Source organism: Candidatus Limnocylindrales bacterium, assembly GCA_035571835.1.
Classification (GTDB): domain Bacteria; phylum Desulfobacterota; class Binatia; order UBA1149; family CAITLU01; genus DATNBU01.
Window position 1 is genome coordinate 286,352 of the sequence record DATNBU010000039.1, and the last position, 17,173, is coordinate 303,524.

At 65.6% G+C, this 17,173-nt stretch carries 15 protein-coding genes; 8 read left to right on the top strand and 7 right to left on the bottom strand.

Translation table 11 applies throughout. The features are described 5' to 3' along the window. Positions 1-99 precede the first annotated feature (99 nt). The 6 genes from VN634_18285 (at position 100) to VN634_18310 (ending at position 6,628) form a co-directional block, all read left to right on the top strand. On the top strand, positions 100-984 hold the full coding sequence (locus VN634_18285) for a sulfotransferase (GenBank protein ID HXC52840.1): 885 nt from the start codon (positions 100-102) through the stop codon (positions 982-984). 306 nt (positions 985-1,290) lie between these two features. Next, complete coding sequence (locus tag VN634_18290) at positions 1,291-1,725, top strand: hypothetical protein (protein HXC52841.1); 435 nt, start codon at positions 1,291-1,293, stop codon at positions 1,723-1,725. Between the two features lie 63 nt (positions 1,726-1,788). Next, positions 1,789-2,025 carry a hypothetical protein gene (locus VN634_18295; GenBank protein ID HXC52842.1) on the top strand — a complete coding sequence of 79 codons (237 nt, stop codon included), beginning with the start codon at positions 1,789-1,791 and terminating at the stop codon, positions 2,023-2,025. A gap of 282 nt (positions 2,026-2,307) precedes the next feature. Next, positions 2,308-3,426, top strand: coding sequence for a DUF2855 family protein (locus VN634_18300; protein HXC52843.1), 1,119 nt, complete (start codon positions 2,308-2,310; stop codon positions 3,424-3,426). Continuing rightward, positions 3,426-4,886, top strand: coding sequence for an amidase (locus VN634_18305; protein HXC52844.1), 1,461 nt, complete (start codon positions 3,426-3,428; stop codon positions 4,884-4,886). The genes VN634_18300 and VN634_18305 overlap by 1 nt, the downstream gene beginning before the upstream one ends. Further along, a complete protein-coding gene (locus tag VN634_18310; protein HXC52845.1) occupies positions 4,883-6,628 on the top strand; it encodes a hypothetical protein in 1,746 nt (581 codons plus the stop codon). Before VN634_18305 ends, VN634_18310 begins: the two co-directional genes overlap by 4 nt. A gap of 26 nt (positions 6,629-6,654) precedes the next feature. On the opposite strand, the gene VN634_18315 is transcribed toward VN634_18310, so the two are convergent. Both VN634_18315 and ettA read right to left on the bottom strand, forming a co-directional pair. After that, complete coding sequence (locus VN634_18315; GenBank protein ID HXC52846.1) at positions 6,655-8,478, bottom strand: sulfatase-like hydrolase/transferase; 1,824 nt, start codon at positions 8,476-8,478, stop codon at positions 6,655-6,657. A 3-nt stretch (positions 8,479-8,481) separates the two neighbouring features. Then, positions 8,482-10,188: an energy-dependent translational throttle protein EttA gene (gene ettA / locus VN634_18320; GenBank protein HXC52847.1), complete on the bottom strand. Its 1,707-nt coding sequence runs from the start codon at positions 10,186-10,188 to the stop codon at positions 8,482-8,484. Positions 10,189-10,306: 118 nt separating this feature from the next. On the opposite strand from ettA, the gene VN634_18325 reads away from it, so the two are divergent. After that, on the top strand, positions 10,307-11,350 hold the full coding sequence (locus tag VN634_18325; protein ID HXC52848.1) for a thioredoxin domain-containing protein: 1,044 nt from the start codon (positions 10,307-10,309) through the stop codon (positions 11,348-11,350). A 158-nt stretch (positions 11,351-11,508) separates the two neighbouring features. After that, entirely contained in the window at positions 11,509-12,105 is a 597-nt protein-coding gene (gene thrH / locus VN634_18330) for a bifunctional phosphoserine phosphatase/homoserine phosphotransferase ThrH (GenBank protein HXC52849.1), read from the top strand. Between the two features lie 30 nt (positions 12,106-12,135). On the opposite strand, the gene VN634_18335 is transcribed toward thrH, so the two are convergent. Genes VN634_18335 through VN634_18355 form a run of 5 tightly spaced genes read right to left on the bottom strand, consistent with a single transcriptional unit; the run spans position 12,136 to position 17,121 of the window. Continuing rightward, a complete protein-coding gene (locus VN634_18335) occupies positions 12,136-13,170 on the bottom strand; it encodes a hypothetical protein (protein ID HXC52850.1) in 1,035 nt (344 codons plus the stop codon). Positions 13,171-13,190: 20 nt separating this feature from the next. Beyond that, a complete protein-coding gene (locus VN634_18340; protein ID HXC52851.1) occupies positions 13,191-14,081 on the bottom strand; it encodes a hypothetical protein in 891 nt (296 codons plus the stop codon). A gap of 30 nt (positions 14,082-14,111) precedes the next feature. Next, positions 14,112-15,056, bottom strand: a complete 945-nt coding sequence (locus VN634_18345; protein ID HXC52852.1) for an SUMF1/EgtB/PvdO family nonheme iron enzyme — start codon at positions 15,054-15,056, stop codon at positions 14,112-14,114. A 32-nt stretch (positions 15,057-15,088) separates the two neighbouring features. Beyond that, the gene (locus VN634_18350; GenBank protein HXC52853.1) at positions 15,089-16,165 is read right to left on the bottom strand and encodes a hypothetical protein; all 1,077 of its coding nucleotides are present in this window, start codon (positions 16,163-16,165) and stop codon (positions 15,089-15,091) included. A 2-nt stretch (positions 16,166-16,167) separates the two neighbouring features. Continuing rightward, the gene (locus tag VN634_18355; GenBank protein HXC52854.1) at positions 16,168-17,121 is read right to left on the bottom strand and encodes a hypothetical protein; all 954 of its coding nucleotides are present in this window, start codon (positions 17,119-17,121) and stop codon (positions 16,168-16,170) included. Positions 17,122-17,173 lie beyond the last annotated feature (52 nt).

A 17,173-nucleotide genomic window follows, 5' to 3' on the forward strand; every position in this document is an offset into this window, starting at 1 on the left:
ATGGAGCGCACTTCGACTAAGGGTCGCCATCCCAGTGCGCGATGCGCCGCGCATCGATGATCGGCGAATACCGGGACGGTTGCAGTTTAATTGAACAGGATGCATCGGCCGCTGACTCCATACGAGGTCAAGGAGCGCCTGCGATACTGCGAGATCGCCAGCGAACGGCTGACGCTCGACCGCTTTCCCGATTTCTTCATCGTCGGCCCGCAGCGAACCGGCACCACGTGGCTGCACGCGGTCCTCGGCGAGCATCCGGAAGTCTTCCTTACCGAACCGAAGGAGCTGTTCTTCTTCAGCCGCCTGAAGGACCGCAGCAGCGCCCGCTTCGAATCGGCCGAGCTCGACTGGTACCTCGCGCACTTTCACGATCCGTGGCCGCGCTGGATCCGGCGCCAGGTCGTCTCGCTCACGCGTCGCGGCCGGCCATACCGTCCGAAGGTCCGCGGCGAAGCGACGGCAAGCTATGCCGCGATGGATCGCGACCTGATCGAAGAGATCCACACGCTGCGGCCGGACGCGAAGATCCTGATGATGGTGCGCCATCCGGTCGACCGTGCCTGGTCGCACGCCAACAAGGACCTCGTCCGCAATCCCGGCCGAAGCCGCTCGGACGTTCCGGACGATGCGTGGAAAGCGTTCTTCCGCGATCCGTATCAGATCCGCTGCGCGCGCTACGAGGAGAACCTCGCCAACTGGCGTTCGGTCTTTCCGTCGACGCAGGTCTTCGTCGGAACCTTTGAGCAGGTCGAAGAGAACCCCGAGCGGCTTCTCGGACGCGTGGCGCGCTTCCTCGGCGTTTCCGACGACCCGCGGCACGTCGATCCCGGGCTTCTCCGCAGCGTCGTCAATCCGACCACAGGCACTGGCATACCCGCAGAATACCGGACGTTCCTCGAATCCCTGCTGAGCGAAGAGATCGACGGCTGGAAGCGCGTGAAAGCGGCGGCCGAGGACGCACCGGAAATCGCATTCGCCCCGTAAGGTCGCGACGCCGGACGATCCTGATTCATTCGGCCGGACACCGGCTCGTGTCGCCGGCTCGTGTCGCCCGGCTCGTGTCGCCCGGCTCGTGTCGATGCCGCTACTGGCGATGGATTTGTTGTGCGATGGGCAGCACGGCCAGCGCGGCTGTGTCCCTGCTGCACGAACATTCCGCGGGGAATGTTGCGGCCAGCGCGGCTATGTCTCTGCTGCACGAACATTCCCCGGGGAATGTGACCCAGGTTTCGTGTGATGCATCAGCGTTCAGAGTGATCGGCGTCTTGAGCACCTGCACCGGGGTAAGCGATGGCGACGGATACGAGTGGCGCCAGTGATCGGCTGGCTTCCGCCAACGGCGAGGTTCTCGGCGCCGCGATCGCTCCACGGTCAGCGGAGCCGAAGCCGATCGTTCCGCTCAGCCCGCGTCGTTACAAGATCGAGATCACCGTAGACGAAGAAACGCACGACAAGCTTCGATCGCTGCAGGATCTGCTCGGCCGCTCGGTGACCGGGCGCGATGCGGCCGCGATCATCAGTCGTGCGATCGACGTGCTGCTTGTCCGGACACTCGCGCGCAAGGCAGGCTGCACTGATCGACCGAAGTCGACGATGCCGACGATGCCCGCGAAAGAAAAATGCTACGATCGACCAACGACGTCGACGAACGCGCAATGCATCGGTCGGTCGGACTCCGTGGCGCCCGCGGCAGAGAGAGCCGCTTCGAATCAAGCACAGCGATGACGGACCATCCCGGCAGTCGTACGGCGCGAGGTATGGCGACGCGATTCGGGACGTTGCTGCTACGTGGACGGTCGAGGACGTCGCTGCCGCGAGACCAGCAACATCGAATTCCACCACAGAGCTCCCTTCGCCATGGGCGGACCTCCTACGCCCGAGAACATCGAGCTGCGCTGCGCGTCGCACAACCAGTATCAGGCGGACCTCGACTTCGGCCGCGCATTCATGGATGCGAGGCGCGGCAATCTCACCGATGCGCGAACATTCCCCGGGGAATGTCGAGGGATGGCGGCCGCGCCGTGAAGACGTCGTCGATGTTCGGATCTTGTCGATGTGGACGGTCTTGGTAGCAATAGCGCACGCGAATTCCTCGGGCGTTCGCGGTGCCGTTGAGCGAGTCGTCGCTGGAAGTGAAGTGGTGATTCCACCTGGTGCTGCACGCCCTCTCTCTTCCGGAACGGGCGCGGCCGATTTGCTCCTTTGCCTTGAATGGCCGAAACGGGCCGGGATGTGCCAGACGACGCCGGGAATCGGAAGCACCGCCAGCAATCCCGGCAATCACAGCGATTTCAGAAGGGAACACCGATGACCACCACGGCAAACGATGCATTTCTCGTTGGACGCAAGGATTTTCACGCAACCCGCTGGTCGGAGCTGCCGGCGCCCGCAACCGTGGAGCTCGCTCGCGGTCAGGCGGTTCTCTCGGTCGATGCGTTCGCGTTCACCGCCAACAACGTCACGTACGCCGTGTTCGGCGAGATGATGAATTACTGGAGCTTCTTTCCCGCGCCCGAGGGCTGGGGAACCGTGCCGGTGTGGGGATTTGCCACCGTGGCACGCAGCAATCATCCCGATCTTCCGGCGGGCGAGCGCATCTACGGATACCTGCCGATGTCGACGTACTTCGTCGCGACCGTGGACCGTGTCACGCCGGCCGGATTCTCCGAAGTCTCGCCTCACCGCCTCGATCTGCCGGCGATCTACAACCAGTACTCACGCACGCGCGGCGACGCCGCATACGACGCAAGGCACGAAGCCGAGCAGATGCTGTTCCGCCCGCTGTTCCTGACCGGATTTCTGATCGACGACTTCCTCGCGTCGGAAAACTTCTTCGGCGCGCGCTCGGTCGTGTTGTCGAGCGCGTCGAGCAAGACGTCGATCGGTCTTGCGTTCTGCCTGTCGCGGCGCGGACGCGATGCGTGCGAAGTCGTCGGGCTCACGTCGCGTGCGAACAAGGAGTTCGTCGAGAGCCTCGGCTGCTATCACCGCGTCGTCGCATACGACGAGATTTCGAGCCTCCCGTCGGACGTGCCGACCGTCTTCGTCGACATGGCCGGCGACGGCCGTGTGACGACTTCGGTGCACGAGCATTTCCGGGACGCGCTCCGCTACAGCTGCAGCGTCGGCGGTACGCACTGGGATCACCTCGCATTCGGAATGAGCTTCCCCGGGCCGGCACCGGTGCTGTTCTTTGCACCCGATCATGCCGCGCGGCGCCTTGCGGACTGGGGTCCGGCCGGCCTTCAGGAGCGCACCGGCGCAGCATGGTCCTCGTTCGTCGGTCGCGTGAGCAGCTGGATCCAGCCCGAGCACCGCTCGGGAAAATCGGCGATCGAAAGCGTCTATCTCGATACGCTCGATGGGCGCGCCGATCCGAAGCTCGGATACATCCTTTCGTTCAGCGGCGACGCGAAGGGCGCGTGATGGGCCCGGCGGCCGACACGCTCGCCGATCTCGACGCGACTGCCCAGGCCGAGCTCGTGCGGACGAGCGAAGCCACGCCGTCCGAGCTCGTCGAAGCGGCAATCGCACGCATCGAGCGGCTGAATCCGCAGCTGAACGCGGTGATTCACCGGCTCTACGAGAAGGCCCGTGCCGCCGCTGCGTCGCCGGAGCTTCCCGACGGACCGTTTCGCGGCGTTCCGTTCCTCGTAAAAGACATCGTCTGCCACACGGCTGGAGATCCGTATCACTGCGGCATGCGCGTGCTGCGCGACATCGACTGGCACGAGCAGACCGACAGCTATCTGGCCGCGCGTTTTCGCCGCGCCGGTTTCGTGTTCGTCGGCAAGACCAACACCCCCGAGCTCGCGTTCTCGCCGACGACCGAGCCGCTTGCGTACGGTCCGTCGCGAAATCCGTGGAACCCGGCGCTGTCGACCAGCGGCTCGAGCGGCGGCGCGGCAGCAGCGGTCGCATCGCGAATGGTCGCGGCCGCACACGGCAACGACATGGGCGGCTCGATTCGCACGCCGGCCAGCGCGTGCGGCCTCGTCGGTCTCAAGCCCACGCGCGCACGCACGACGCTCGGACCCAATTTCGGCGAGTTCTGGTGGCAGACCACGCACGAGCACGTGCTTACGCGCACCGTGCGCGACACCGCGGGGATCCTCGATGCCACGCGCGGGCCGGCGCCCGGCGATCCGTACACTGCACCGGCGCCCGAACGTCCCTACGCCGAAGAAGTCGGCCGCGATCCCGGGCGGCTTCGCATCGGGCTGCGCACCGAGCGGCCCGCGCTCTCCGGCTCGACGCATCCGGTCCACGCCGATTGCATTCGCGCGGTCGAATCCGCGGCGCGCGTGCTCGAAGGCCTCGGACATCACGTCGAGCCGGCGTCGCCGACGACGCTCGATGCATCCGACGACGGCAGCCTGCTGACGGTGTTCTGCGCGTCGATCGCGCGCGAGATCGATCGCTGGTCGGAGCGCATCGGCCGCACCATCGGTCCGGACGAAGTGGAGCGGACGACGCAGATGGCCGTCGAGATGGGCCGCGCGACCAGCGCCACGCGCTACGTCGAGGCGACCGAAAGCCTTTCGCTGTATTCGCGCGGGCTGGCCGCGTGGTGGGAAGACGGATGGGACGTGCTGCTGACGCCGACGGTGGCCGAGCCGCCGTGGCCGCTCGGCCCGCTCGGTCCGCACGGCGGCGAAGCGATCGAAGTGATGGCGCGCTGGACGTCGATGAGTCCGTTCTGCATGTCGTTCAACGTGAGCGGACAGCCGGCGATTTCGCTGCCGCTTCACTGGAACGACGAAGGCCTGCCGATCGGCGTGCAGGCGGTCGCCGCATACGGCCGCGAGGACGTCCTCCTGCGACTCGCATCGCAGCTCGAGCAGGCGATGCCGTGGAAGGAGCGCAGGCCGCTGATTCACGCGTGATCGAGCGGCGCGAAATCCGCCCGTCATCCTCCGCAGCGACGGATCGAGCGGCGCAGACTGCGCCGGCAGCACCGCGCACGCGTTCGCTGTGGAAACCGGGCATCGACTTTCTCGTCGTCCCGGCCGTGTTCCTCGTCGTCGGGCTTCTCCTGCAGGGAGATGGCCGCGTGCCGCTCGGAGATTCGTGGGTCTTCTCGTGGACAGAGAAGCAGCTCGTGGAGCACGGCAGGCTCGTTTTCAGCGACGTGCAGGCCATGACGCTCGTCGGCCAGATGCTTCTCGCCTGGCCGGTCGCTGCGGTGTTTTCGCCGACACCGTCCGTGCTCAACCATTTCACGCTTGTGCTGTCGGCGATCACGCTCGATCTGTTCCTGCTGGTCTATCGTCGGCTCGGTATCGGCCGAGGCCTGTCACTGCTCGGCGTCGCAGCCGTCGCGATCAATCCCATCTGGCTTATCCAGTCGATGGCGTTCGAGACCGAGATTCCTTTTCTTTTTTTCTCCGCGCTCGGAGCGCTCGCGCTGCTGGAATGGGACCGATCCGGCCGCGACGCGGCGCTCTGGCGCACGGGCCTCGCGTTCGCCGGAGCAGCGGCGGTACGGCAGCACGCGCTGATCTTCCCGTTCGCATGGTTCGTCTACGCGTGGCCTGCCGGCAAGGTGAAGCCGCGCTCACTGCTTCCGTGGCTGATGCCTCCGCTCGTCGTCGGCATGGTCTACCTGTGGATCCACTGGATCGGCGACGTGCCTCGCGCATTCGGCTGGCAGAAAGAGATGGTGCGGTTTCGCTGGAGCGATCCGTACCATCTGGCGACGAGCACCGCTTATGGAGTGCTGTCGGCCATGCACTACCTCGGCGGCTTCCTGGTTCCGGTTTCCGTCGTCGCCGCCAGCACACAGATTCGACGCGGCCAGCCAATGCTGGCCGCATGCTGCGTGCTGCTGGCGGCGAGCACGATCGTTTTGTGGTTCGGCTACGGGCTGGGAATGCCGTACCTGCCGCATCTGCTGCAACCGATCGCGCTGCTGGTGCCGCTCGGTCTCGGGGATCAGACCAGAACCGTCGAGCTGGTCTGGACGATTCTCTCGATGCTCGCGGGAATCGTGCTGCTCGCCGCGTTGTTCCACAGCGACCTGGTGCGCGGCGTGGACCATCGCGAGACTCCGGCCGGAGTTTCCCACGAAGTTCCCGCCGCGCTGCGATTCTTTGCTGCGACTGCGGTGTTCATGATCGGCTTCAATCTGATGACGGGGCTCGGATTCGATCGCTACTTCCTGCCGCCGCTCCCGTTCGTGATTCCCGTGCTGCTCTACGGCCGCTCACCGTCCGTCCGCCGAATGCAGATCTCGGCCCTGCTGCTCGTTGCCTCTGCGGCCGGGTCGGCACTCCTCGTGGACCAGCGGATACGAAGCTCGGCCTGCGAGTGGGACCTTGCCGAATCCCTGCGCGACGGGGGCGTCGCTCCGATTCGCATCAACGGCGGCGTAGCCTTCAACGGCTACTATCTTTACGAAACCATGGCCGAGACCTGGAAAGGCAGGAAGCACGGAGTGTGGGTGCCGTGGTTTCAGCCGCAGGCGGAATATCTGCTCACCGCCGCAGCACCGCAGCGACCGGGCCTGACGCTGGTCGACACGCACCGGTGCGCAAACCTTCCAGGGTTTCTCCCGCTCGAGGTCCGGACGTACACGTGCGCACCGAGAGGTCCGCTGGAAGCGTCCACGCTCTGCCAGCCGTTCTGATCGATGCGGGTCCGGCGAATCGACGGTCAGCGTTGCGTCGCGGAAGTCCCGTCGGACGACGCAATTTCCTGCAGTCGCGCGAGGAGCTGCGGGTCGGCCTGTGCGATCCGGTCGACGGTTTCCGACGCATCCGAAGCGACATCGAACAGCTGCTGCGAGATCGGGGTTCCGCTCTCGTCGAGTTGCTGATGCAGCTTCCAGCGATGCGATGCTTCTTCGTAGAATGCCGCGCGCACGTGATTGACGTGCCAGACGCTATCGGACCAGAACGCCGTGCGGGGACGCGATGAAAAAAGCGATATCCCGTCCCAGGTCGGCAGCGGCTTCAGGCCTGCGGCTTCGGCGAGCGTCGGCGCGATGTCGGGTGTCCACGCGGTGCGCTCCTTGTCGATCGGAGGCAGAGGCGTGTCGCTCCAGATTCCCATCGGGATGCGCAGCGTGTCTTCCCACACGTGATTTCCATGCCCGAAGGAATGATGCTCGCCGAGCATCTGCCCGTGGTCGGAGCTGTAGATGACCACGCTGTCGCGCAGATAGCCCTTGGCCTCGAGAATCTTCCAGATTTTCTCGAGGCGCCGGTCGGTCGCGAGCAGGCAATCGTCGTAGCGCTCGGAAAACTGCTGCCAGTCGTCGGGCCCCGGCGGCGAAGTCTCGAATTGTGCTTCGGCCGATTCGAGGTGCGACCAATGCTGCTCCTCGGGCGGCAGCGGGGCGCTCTCGTGCGTACCCATCAGGAACATCATCAGGAAGTCGGGACTGTCGTCGGCCGCGGGCATCTGCGTGAGCCAGTTGACGATCTGCATGTCGTCGTGAAGCGGGATGTTCGGCGCGGACTCGCGCAGATCGTGGTACGTCGTGATCTTCGATCCATACAGCGTGCGAAGCTCGTACCAGTTGTGAATCCCGTTCAGAAAAAGATGGGTGCGGAAACCGTGACGCGCGAAGTACTCGACGATGCCGTAGCTTCGCCCGCTCATCGTTCGCGTGCTGCGGCCCGAGACGATCGATCCGATTCCACCAAGCGATTCGGTGGCTGCCGAATAGGCGACCGGCACTTGCTGCCAGCCGGGGCTCTGCGTCAGCGATTCGAGGAACGGAGTCGTCTTGCGCGCGTATCCGTAAAACGACAGGCGGTCGGGCCGGACACCGTCGCTGACGATCAGCACGACGTGCTTGCGGGTCGGTACGCCGCCGTCGAACGTGCGGCGCAGCTCCTCGTCGCGTTCCCATGCCGCGATCCTCACCGCGGTGGGCGCAAGCGCCGGGTAGAACGTCACCCCGAGAAGGCTGAACAGCGGATCGTCGAAGGCTGCGCCGGCTTTCGACGCGGCGCCGATCCCGCCCGCGGTCGCCAGCATCAGCACGATCATCAGCGCGTGCAGGGCCGGCCTCATGTCGAGCTCGCGCCGCGTGAGGAAATTCACCCAGCTCCGCGCAAGACCGAAGCTCACCACGAGCCAGGCGAAGATCGCGACGGCTGCGCGCCACCCCAGCATGCCTAACAGAGCCGGCATGTTCGGCAGCATGTCGACGACGATGTTGCCGGTGAGGTTCATTCCCCAGTTTCGACGCGCGACCCAGCTTCCGAAACCGGCCCCGAGGAGCAATGCGAAGAGCAGTCCGCTGAAGGTGAGCAGGAAACGGCGGCACCGCGGTTCGTGCCGGGGTCCGACCGCAAGACCGATGGCTGCGATCGTGATCGCAAGCTGTCCGGCCACCGCAACGTCGAACAGGATCGCGCCGTCCGACAGTCCGGTTGTCTGCTTGAGAAAAAGCCCGATCGCGAGAGCGACGAATGCCGGCAATCCGAACGCTGCCAGTATGCAGCGAAGAAGGGCTTTCCCGTTCATGCGTCAGGCGGTGAGCTTGCGGTATTTGATCCTATGCGGCTGGTCGGCGTCCACGCCGAGACGCCGGCGGCGATCGGCCTCGTAGTCCTGGTAGTTGCCTTCGAACCACACCACGCGCGAGTCGCCTTCGAACGCGAGCATGTGGGTCGCGATGCGATCGAGGAACCAGCGATCGTGGCTGATGACGACCGCGCAGCCGGAGAACTCGACGAGCGCTTCCTCGAGCGCGCGCAGCGTGTCGACGTCGAGATCGTTGGTCGGCTCGTCGAGCAGCAGCAGGTTACCGCCGGCCTTGAGCAGCTTGGCAAGATGCAGCCGGTTGCGCTCGCCGCCCGAAAGGACCTTGACCTTTTTCTGCTGGTCGTTGCCCTTGATGTTGAACGACGCGGCGTACGCGCGCGAGTTCACCTGGCGCTTGCCCACCATGACGAATTCCTTGCCGCCGTCGCTGATCTCCTCCCACGCGGTGCGCTCTCCGTCGAGCGCGTCGCGCGACTGGTCGACGTACGAGAGCAGTACGGTGTCGCCGATCGTCAGCGTTCCCGCATCGGGCTTTTCGCTGCCGGTGATCATGCGGAACAGCGTCGTCTTGCCGGCGCCGTTGGCGCCGATGACGCCGACGATTCCGCCGCGCGGCAGCATGAAGTCGAGCCCGTCGAAAAGCAGGTTCTCGCCGTACGCTTTGCGCAGGCCTTTGGCGTCGACCACCACGTCGCCGAGACGCGGCCCCGGCGGGATCACGATGCGCCCGCTCTCGGCAGCGGCCTGAGCTTTCTCATGCTCGCTGACGAGCGATTCGTACTGGCTGACGCGCGCCTTGCTCTTGGCCTGGCGTGCGCGCGGCGACATGCGGACCCACTCGAGCTCGCGGGCAAGCGTGCGCTGGCGGCTCGACGCTTCCTTTTCTTCCTGAGCGAGGCGTTTCTGTTTCTGCTCGAGCCACGACGAGTAATTGCCTTCCCACGGAATGCCTTCGCCGCGGTCGAGCTCGAGGATCCAGCCGGCAACGTTGTCGAGGAAGTAGCGGTCGTGCGTGACGGCGACGACGGTGCCCTTGTACTCGGACAGGAACCGTTCGAGCCATGCGACCGACTCGGCGTCGAGATGGTTGGTCGGCTCGTCGAGGAGCAGGATGTCGGGCTGCTTGAGCAGCAGCTGGCAGAGGGCAACGCGGCGGCGCTCGCCGCCCGAGAGTGTGGCGATCCTCGCATCCGCCGGCGGCACGCGAAGCGCATCCATCGCGATTTCGAGATGGCGATCGAGCTCCCACGCGTCGGCGGCGTCGATGGCGTCCTGGACGCGGCCCTGCTCAGCCAGAAGCTTGTCCATCTCCGCGTCGGACATGGGCTCGGCGAATCGTGCCGAGATCTCCTCGAAACGGGTCAGCAGCGCCCGGGTCGATGCGACGCCTTCCTCTACGCATTCGAGGACCGTGCGCTCGGGATCGAGGGCGGGCTCCTGGGCCAGCATGCCGATCGAGACGCCGTCGGCGACGATGGTCTCGCCCGCGAACTCCTTGTCGATCCCGGCCATGATCCGAAGGAGCGTGCTCTTGCCGGAGCCGTTAAGGCCGAGCACGCCGATCTTCGCTCCGTCGTAAAAGGACAGCCACATCCCCTTGAGGATCTCGCGGCCCTGCGGCGTCATCTTCCGGACGCCCTTCATGTTGTAGATGATCTGCGGCATGACCGCCCCGATTAGCGGGGGCACCTCGCAAGGTCCACACGGCCCGGCGGCGGCGCAGTTGGTTTTCGGCGCCGCTCCCAACTATCTTGCGTTGCAGTTCACCAAGAGCCTTTCGATCCCACCTCGTTCCCAGGAGATGTTCATGATTCAGCGAATCCTCGCCCCGCTTGCCGTTGCGCTCACTCTCGCGCTGCCTTTTTCCGTCCTTCTGCAACCGCGTGCCGCGATGGCCGACGACGGCTCACCGACGGACGTCGTCGCCACCATCGGCGACCAGAACATTACGCGCGCCGAGCTCGACAAAGCCGTCAAGTCCCAGATGATCGAGCTCGACAACCAGCGCTACGAAATCCTCGAGCAGGGTCTCAACAACCTCGTCTCCGAAAAGGTCCTGACGATGGACGCCAAGGAGAAAGGAAAGACCCTCGAGGAGTACCAGAAGGAGCTGCTGTCGGCTCCGGTCGACGAGCCGAGCGCGGAGCAGGTCCAGAAGATCTACGACGAGAACAAGGACCAGCCCGGCATCGACGGCAAGCCGCTCGATGAGGTCAAGGGCCGCATCGTCGAGTACCTGAAGAAGCAGCAGCGCGTGCAGAAGGTGCAGACCCTGCTCACCGACCTCAAGAAGAAGTACAACGCGACCGTCAAGATGGAGCGTCCGGTCGTTGCGGTCACCGACGGCGGCAGGATGTCGCGCGGCGGCGGCCCGTCGGCGCCGGTCACGATCATCGCGTTCTCCGACTACGAGTGCCCGTACTGCAAGAGCGCCGAGCCGACCATCCAGCAGGTCATCGCGGCCTACGGCGACAAGGTCCGTTACGTGCACCGCGACTATCCGCTCCCGTTCCACAAGTTCGCACGCAAGGCGGCCGAGACCGCGCGCTGCGCCGGAGAACAGGGAAAGTTCTGGGAAGTGCACGATGCGCTGTACAAGGCCGCCCTGTCGGATGAAGCCATCGACTCGGCGGTCGCCACGCTCGGCGTGGACAAGACCAAGCTCGCGGCGTGCCTCGACGCCGGAACGGCCAAGAAGATGGTGGACGAGGACATGGAGGCCGGCGGCGACATCGGTGTCTCCGGCACGCCCACGTTCTACATCAACGGGCACCAGATGGTCGGGCCGCAATCGCTCGACGGCTTCAAGCAGATCATCGACGCCGAGCTGGCCAAGGCCGGCAAGAGCTGAGCAATCACGCGCGCGCCGCTTCCTTTCCTTGCGGGAAGGAAGCGGCGCGGGTCGTTCGTCGGTCCGCGAAGCGCAGCGCGTTCGCCAGTCATCGAACCCGGCTTACATCTGACTGTTCGATCACGGCCCGCGCCCCTGCCTCACAAGGAATCCACGTCATGCCCCGCATCGTATGTCTCGACCTCGAAGGCGTTCTCGTGCCCGAGGTGTGGATCGCGTTCGCCGAAAAAACGGGAATTCCCGAGCTGAGACGCACGACGCGCGACGAACCCGACTACGACAAGCTGATGCGCGGCCGCATCGCGATCCTCGACCAGCACAAGCTCACGTTGCCGGACATCCAGGACGTGATCGCGACGCTGAAGCCGCTCGACGGCGCCGTGGAGTTTCTCGAGGAGCTGCGCGCGAAGACCCAGGTCGTCATCCTGAGCGATACGTTCTACCAGTTTGCGGCGCCGCTGATGCGACAGCTCGGCTGGCCGACGCTGCTGTGCCACGAGCTGGTCGTCGAGGATTCCGGGCGCGTTGCCGACTACCGCCTGCGCATCGCCGACGGCAAGAAGAAAGCCGTCGCGGCGCTTCAGGAGCTCGCGTTCACCGTGCATGCCGCCGGTGACAGCTACAACGACACGGCGATGCTCGGTCAGGCCGACCGCGGGATCCTGTTCTCGTGCCCCGACAACGTCGCGCGCGAGTTCCCGCAGTTCCGGCGCACCGACACGTACGAAGACCTGATGGACGCGCTGCTCTCCTGAACCGGCACGGCCGTCGCGGAACGCAACCGGTTACGCGGCGTTTCGCCGAACCAGCAGCTCGCCCAGCCGTTCGGGCCGCTCGTCGCCGCGATCGATGGCTTCGCACAGCGCCGCCACGCGAACGATTTCTTCCGGAGTCCAGCCTGCGCCGAGGCGATCGGCAAGCTCCGCCGCATCGGAGCCGCGCTCCTCGCTCCACCATCGTGACATCAGCGTGAGCCAGGGCACCATCGGTCCGGACGCCTGCGGCATCTGCTTTTCGAGATCGACGCAGACCACACCCTGGCCGCGCGTGGCGCGCATCGTGTCCTGGTCGATGCGGTCGGTAATCGTCACCTTCACGCCGCGCGACGGGCTGAAACGAAACCCGGCGCAAGCGTCGATGCCCGAGCGCAGCGATGCGGGAATCATTCGCAGCGCATCTTCGAGAAGCTCGGGCGCATCCGTGCCGGCGGCAATGACGCACGCCTGATCGGCAAGCAGCAGCGACGCCGTGGCGGCCGCCGCGGAAACCGCACGCGCTCCGCGCGCGGCGGGTGATCCGGAGCCAACGCGTGCAATCGCGACTCGCGCAAGCGGTGAGCCGCCGAGCGGCTGCTTCAGCTCGGGCGCTGCCGCCAGCGCCGCGCGAATCTCGCTGATGTGAAGCCCGTGCGCGCAGGCTTCGGCGGCGTCGCATACGAGGAAATCGGTCCACACGCGTCCGCCGCCGCGGCGGGTATGTTCCGCGCCGGCGACGCGAGTAAATCCCCAGCCCGCGCGTCCGCTGATCTGAAGATGAAACTGGATGATCCCGTGCGGCGGATCCTCGGCTGCCGCGGAAGGGCTGGAGGTCGCAACGGCTGGCGTAGACGGCGGCACGGATGCGGCCGCTGCCGCGGCAAGCGTTCTCGTTCCGGTGCGGGCTTTGGCCGGCGCGGCGGTCAGCGAATCATGCGACGGCGCGCGGCGGGTCAGCTCCTGGCGTTCTTCCGGACGCAGCCCTGCGCTCCACGCCACGAGCCGGTAGCCCTCGCCGGTTCGCGAAGGCAGGGACGTGAAGATTGTGCGATCGCACTGGAGCATTTCTGCTCCGGCGGCGGCGCCTACATCCTGGAGATCAACCACTCGAACGGTTCCAGGATGCCCTGCAGCGAGGTGTGAAGAGGGATCGGCCTTGCGAAGTCGAGGCCTTCCTCGTCGGCGCCGGTCGCATAGGCGAGCGAGCCGACCGAGCTGCAGGCGAAGTATTCGATCGTCTGGAAGCGGCTCTCGCACAGGTTCCACAGCCGGTTGAGACTGCCCTGCACGAAACGCCGCGTGTCATCGAAGCTCTCCGGACAGTGGTCGGCCTTGCACAGCACCACCGCGATCGGCGTCTGCACCTTGGCGTCGCGCTTGGTCTGAAACAGCGAGTCGATGTAGCTCATCATCTTGAGCGCGAAGAAGTCCGGCCGCGATGCGCCGTTGGCGGCGAGCGCCGCATCGACGAGCAGCATCGCACCGGCCGACTTGGTCAGCAGGCTGCGGATCACGCGGTAGGTTGCAGGGCTTGCGATCTCGGCGGCGAGCGACTCGCCGGCCAGGTCGGGCATCACGAGGTCGTACCATTTCGAGCGGCGGCCGCCGGCTTTGCGCGCCTGGTAGTACGCCCAGTTCCAGCGGTCGGGCTCCATCGCGGTCTTCGACGGGAACTGGCGCTGCGTCATGCTCGCGACGACGTTCTGCTGCAGGTCGACGCTGTAGGCGCCCTTCGGAATCGCCTCGAACTCGTTCGCCCGCTGCGAGAGCATGTCGAGAAGGAACCCGAGATAGACGGTCTTGCCGACGTTGCTGTCGCCGAGCACGCTGATGATCTGCGGGGCCCTGCCCTGCGTGACCGAATCGTGAACCAGCGCCATCGGCGCCGAGCACTCGCTGCAGACGACGACGTCCATCGTGTTGAGCGCGTCGCAGATCATGCAGCGAAGCTGCGGATCACCGGGGTCTGCCTGCATCCATCCCATCTGGTTTTTCCTCTGCCTGCGTCAGGACTCGCGGCGGCCGGCGTCCAGGACGCAGCGGAAGCCGACATTGTGCGTGCGCGCGAGGCACGCGAGACCGGTGCGGAAATGACTCGTGGCCTGGCTCGAGAAGTACGTGTCGAACGCTCCGCCGCGAATCGCCTTGAGCAGCATGTCGCCGACGATCGGGCGTCCTTTCTCGTCGGTCATCTCGAGGTCCGACGCCGTCCACTCCCAGACGTTGCCGATCAGCTGCAGCACGCCGTTCGGCGCCGCGCCTTCGGCGTACGCTCCGACCGGTACCGTCGTGTTCTTGGCCGATGCCCACGTGTTGCAGCGGCGCGGATCGTGCGAGTCGCCCCACGGATAACGCCGGAACACATGCGCCGACGTACGGATGCGCCAGCTTGCGGCCATCTGCCATTCGGCTTCGGTCGGCAGGCGGAATCCGGCCCAGTTTGCGTAAGTGGATGCTTCGTATGCGCAGATGCCGACCACCGGATGATCGGCCTTGGCCGGATCGTGCCGGCCGCTGCGCCAGAAGCGCGGACCGGCCTTGCCGCTCTGGTCCTGGAAGCTGATCAGATGCGGCCAGATCGACTCCGGCCAGATCTCGAGATCCTCGTAGGCTCCCGAATCGACGAACTTCTGAAACTGTGCGTTGGTGACGCACGTGCGAGAGAGCAGGAACGGCTCGGTCTCGAAATCTAGCTCCGGGCATCCCGGCTCGTCGCTGACCGTCGTCGGCATCGAAACGAAGCCTTCGGGCACCAGCGAGAAGCGGTGATCGATGGCGTCGAGCGCAGCCTGGAAGACCTGCTCGTAGTCCTGGTGTGCACGCCACTTCTCGCCGCGCGTGACGATGACGCCGAAGCGTTCCTGCTGCATGCACGCGCGCAGCGGATCTTCATCGACACCGGAACGTCCACTGCCGGCGGGCATATCCTGACGCCAGAAACTTCGAAGCATCCTCGTCTCCTTCTCCGCTCAGCTCAGCTCGGTCAGATCGCGCCGATCGCGCGACGGCGCGCGTCGCGGCAAAGCTTCTGGTAGCGCTCGACCGACGCCGGCGGCGCCGGCTCGGCAGTCGACGGCAGCCCGCCGTCGGCCGGCGAACCTTTCTTCCAGGTCCGCTCGGTAAGGCCGAAACGGTTCAGCAGATCGGTCCGCTCGTTCGAGATGTGACCGACTTCCTCGACCAGCTGCTCGCGCAGCGAGCTCAGGTTGGTGCTCGCCGCGTTGAGCTCGTTGATCTTCTCTTCCCAGCGCCGGCGCAGCGCGATCATGTCGTCCTTCTGCTTGGCGAGCTGCTGGATGCGCAGCTCGAGGGTTCCCTGCTGCTCGACGACCTGCTGCTCGCGTCGCTCGAGTGCCGACACCTGCTTTTCGAATTCGCCCTGGCGGGCTTCGAGTGCTTCGAGCGACTGCTGGAACGTGTGGCGGTCGCTTTCGAGAAGCGAAGCGGCCTGGTCGTGCTGCTCGCGATCGCTCTGCAGCGCCGCCAACTCGCGCGCGAACTTCTCGCGCGCGCTTTCGAAATCGTTCTCTGCGGCCGCGAGCTTCTGGCGGTCGGCGTCGAGCTCGATGATGTTCTGCTCGTACGCGCGACGCTGTTCGGCAAGCTCACGCTCGAGCCCGTTCAGCTGCTCGCCGCGGCCGTCGAGCGCGATCTTGCGCTGCGTCTGCTCGGCATCGCGACGGCGGATTTCCTCCGCGCGGCGCTTGAGGTCGTCGGCCTCGACCTGGAACGTCGCGCTCAGCTGCCGGATCCTGTCCTCGAGCCCTTCGTAACGCTTCTCGCGTTCGGTGAGGTCGAGCTCGCGCTTTTCATATTCGTCGCAGAGCGCCGCCTGCTCGCGCTCGAGACGCTCACGCTGGTCGGAGACCTTGGCATGCTGATCCGTCAGCACTTCGCGACACGTCTCCAGCACGTCGGCGCGCGCCTGAAGCATCGCGCGGATCGACTGCACCGAGTCGAGAATGTCCTTGCCCATGCGGGCGAGCTTCGGAAGATCCGGCGACTCGAGGTCGTCGGCGTTCAGCTGCGGATCGAGCTCTACGGGATTTACTCCGGCCATGTTCACTTCCTTCGCCACCACGAAGACTTGTCGTCTCTGGACTGCTGAGGCTGGGCCGCCATCGCTTCGGCGTGTCCCTGCCTGGCTTTTTCAATGAGCTTTTCGATTGCGGTATCCGGATCGAGGCGGCGCAGGAGACGAACGCGCCGTGCGATCGCATCCTCGAGATTCGAAAGCAGTGCTTCTTCGGCTGCGGCTTTCTGCGCGCGCTCTTCCGGCGTAGGCCCTTCGGTCAGTGTCTGGCGCACCGCTTTCGGCGCTCGCGATGCACGCACGGAAGATTTCTTCGGTCCCGACGCGCTCGTATCGGTCGGATTCCACGTGGGCCACGCCTGCGGTCCGTTCGTATTGGTCGGCGGAGCCTCCGGCCAGTTTCCGCTCGGTGCGGTCGGCCACGCAACCGTGCTCGGCTGCTGCGCCGAAGCACCCGAGCTGATGCCGTGGCCGCCGAACGGCGACGGCGGCTGCGACTGCGGCCATTCGCTACCGGAAGACGGAGGACGCGAATCCTGGAATGCAGCCGGTGCAGAAGGCGCCCATGCCGAAGATGGAGCTGGTGGTGCCTGTGTCCACGGAGACGGCGCAGGCACGTCGGGAACGGGTTGCAGCGGATCGCTCCACGCCGCCGCATCTGCCTCGGTTACCGGCGGTGCAGCCCATTGCGGAAGCGGCGCGGCGCTCGGCATGTGCGCTGCGGCTGCGAGAGCAGCAAGAGGCGGTGGAGCAGCAGCAAGCGGCGGTGAAGCAGGAGCAGCACCAGTTGCAACGTTGTCGTAAAGAGCCTGCGACGGTCGCGATGCGGGACGCACCGCGAACGCGCTGCGGAGTTGCGCATGCGCACTCTTGAGTGCATCGGTCCACTCGAAGAGCTTCACGTCGAGCTCGGCGATTGCCTTCTCGATGAGTCCGTCATCCGACGGTGGCTGCGCGTTGCGCAGAAGATCTGCTGCAGTCATTCGAAATCCCCGGCGATGCTTTTCGTACGCGAGGACGTGTCGAAAGAAGATG

Bases quoted from the DNA above. Each gene is read 5' to 3' on its own strand.
- VN634_18285 (HXC52840.1), top strand. From the start codon at position 100: ATGCATCGGCCGCTGACTCCATACGAGGTCAAGGAGCGCCTGCGATAC.
- VN634_18290 (HXC52841.1), top strand. From the start codon at position 1,291: ATGGCGACGGATACGAGTGGCGCCAGTGATCGGCTGGCTTCCGCCAAC.
- VN634_18300 (HXC52843.1), top strand. From the start codon at position 2,308: ATGACCACCACGGCAAACGATGCATTTCTCGTTGGACGCAAGGATTTT.
- VN634_18305 (HXC52844.1), top strand. From the start codon at position 3,426: ATGGGCCCGGCGGCCGACACGCTCGCCGATCTCGACGCGACTGCCCAG.
- VN634_18315 (HXC52846.1), bottom strand. From the start codon at position 8,478: ATGAACGGGAAAGCCCTTCTTCGCTGCATACTGGCAGCGTTCGGATTG.
- VN634_18325 (HXC52848.1), top strand. From the start codon at position 10,307: ATGATTCAGCGAATCCTCGCCCCGCTTGCCGTTGCGCTCACTCTCGCG.
- thrH (HXC52849.1), top strand. From the start codon at position 11,509: ATGCCCCGCATCGTATGTCTCGACCTCGAAGGCGTTCTCGTGCCCGAG.
- VN634_18335 (HXC52850.1), bottom strand. From the start codon at position 13,170: ATGCTCCAGTGCGATCGCACAATCTTCACGTCCCTGCCTTCGCGAACC.
- VN634_18340 (HXC52851.1), bottom strand. From the start codon at position 14,081: ATGCAGGCAGACCCCGGTGATCCGCAGCTTCGCTGCATGATCTGCGAC.
- VN634_18345 (HXC52852.1), bottom strand. From the start codon at position 15,056: ATGCTTCGAAGTTTCTGGCGTCAGGATATGCCCGCCGGCAGTGGACGT.
- VN634_18350 (HXC52853.1), bottom strand. From the start codon at position 16,165: ATGGCCGGAGTAAATCCCGTAGAGCTCGATCCGCAGCTGAACGCCGAC.
- VN634_18355 (HXC52854.1), bottom strand. From the start codon at position 17,121: ATGACTGCAGCAGATCTTCTGCGCAACGCGCAGCCACCGTCGGATGAC.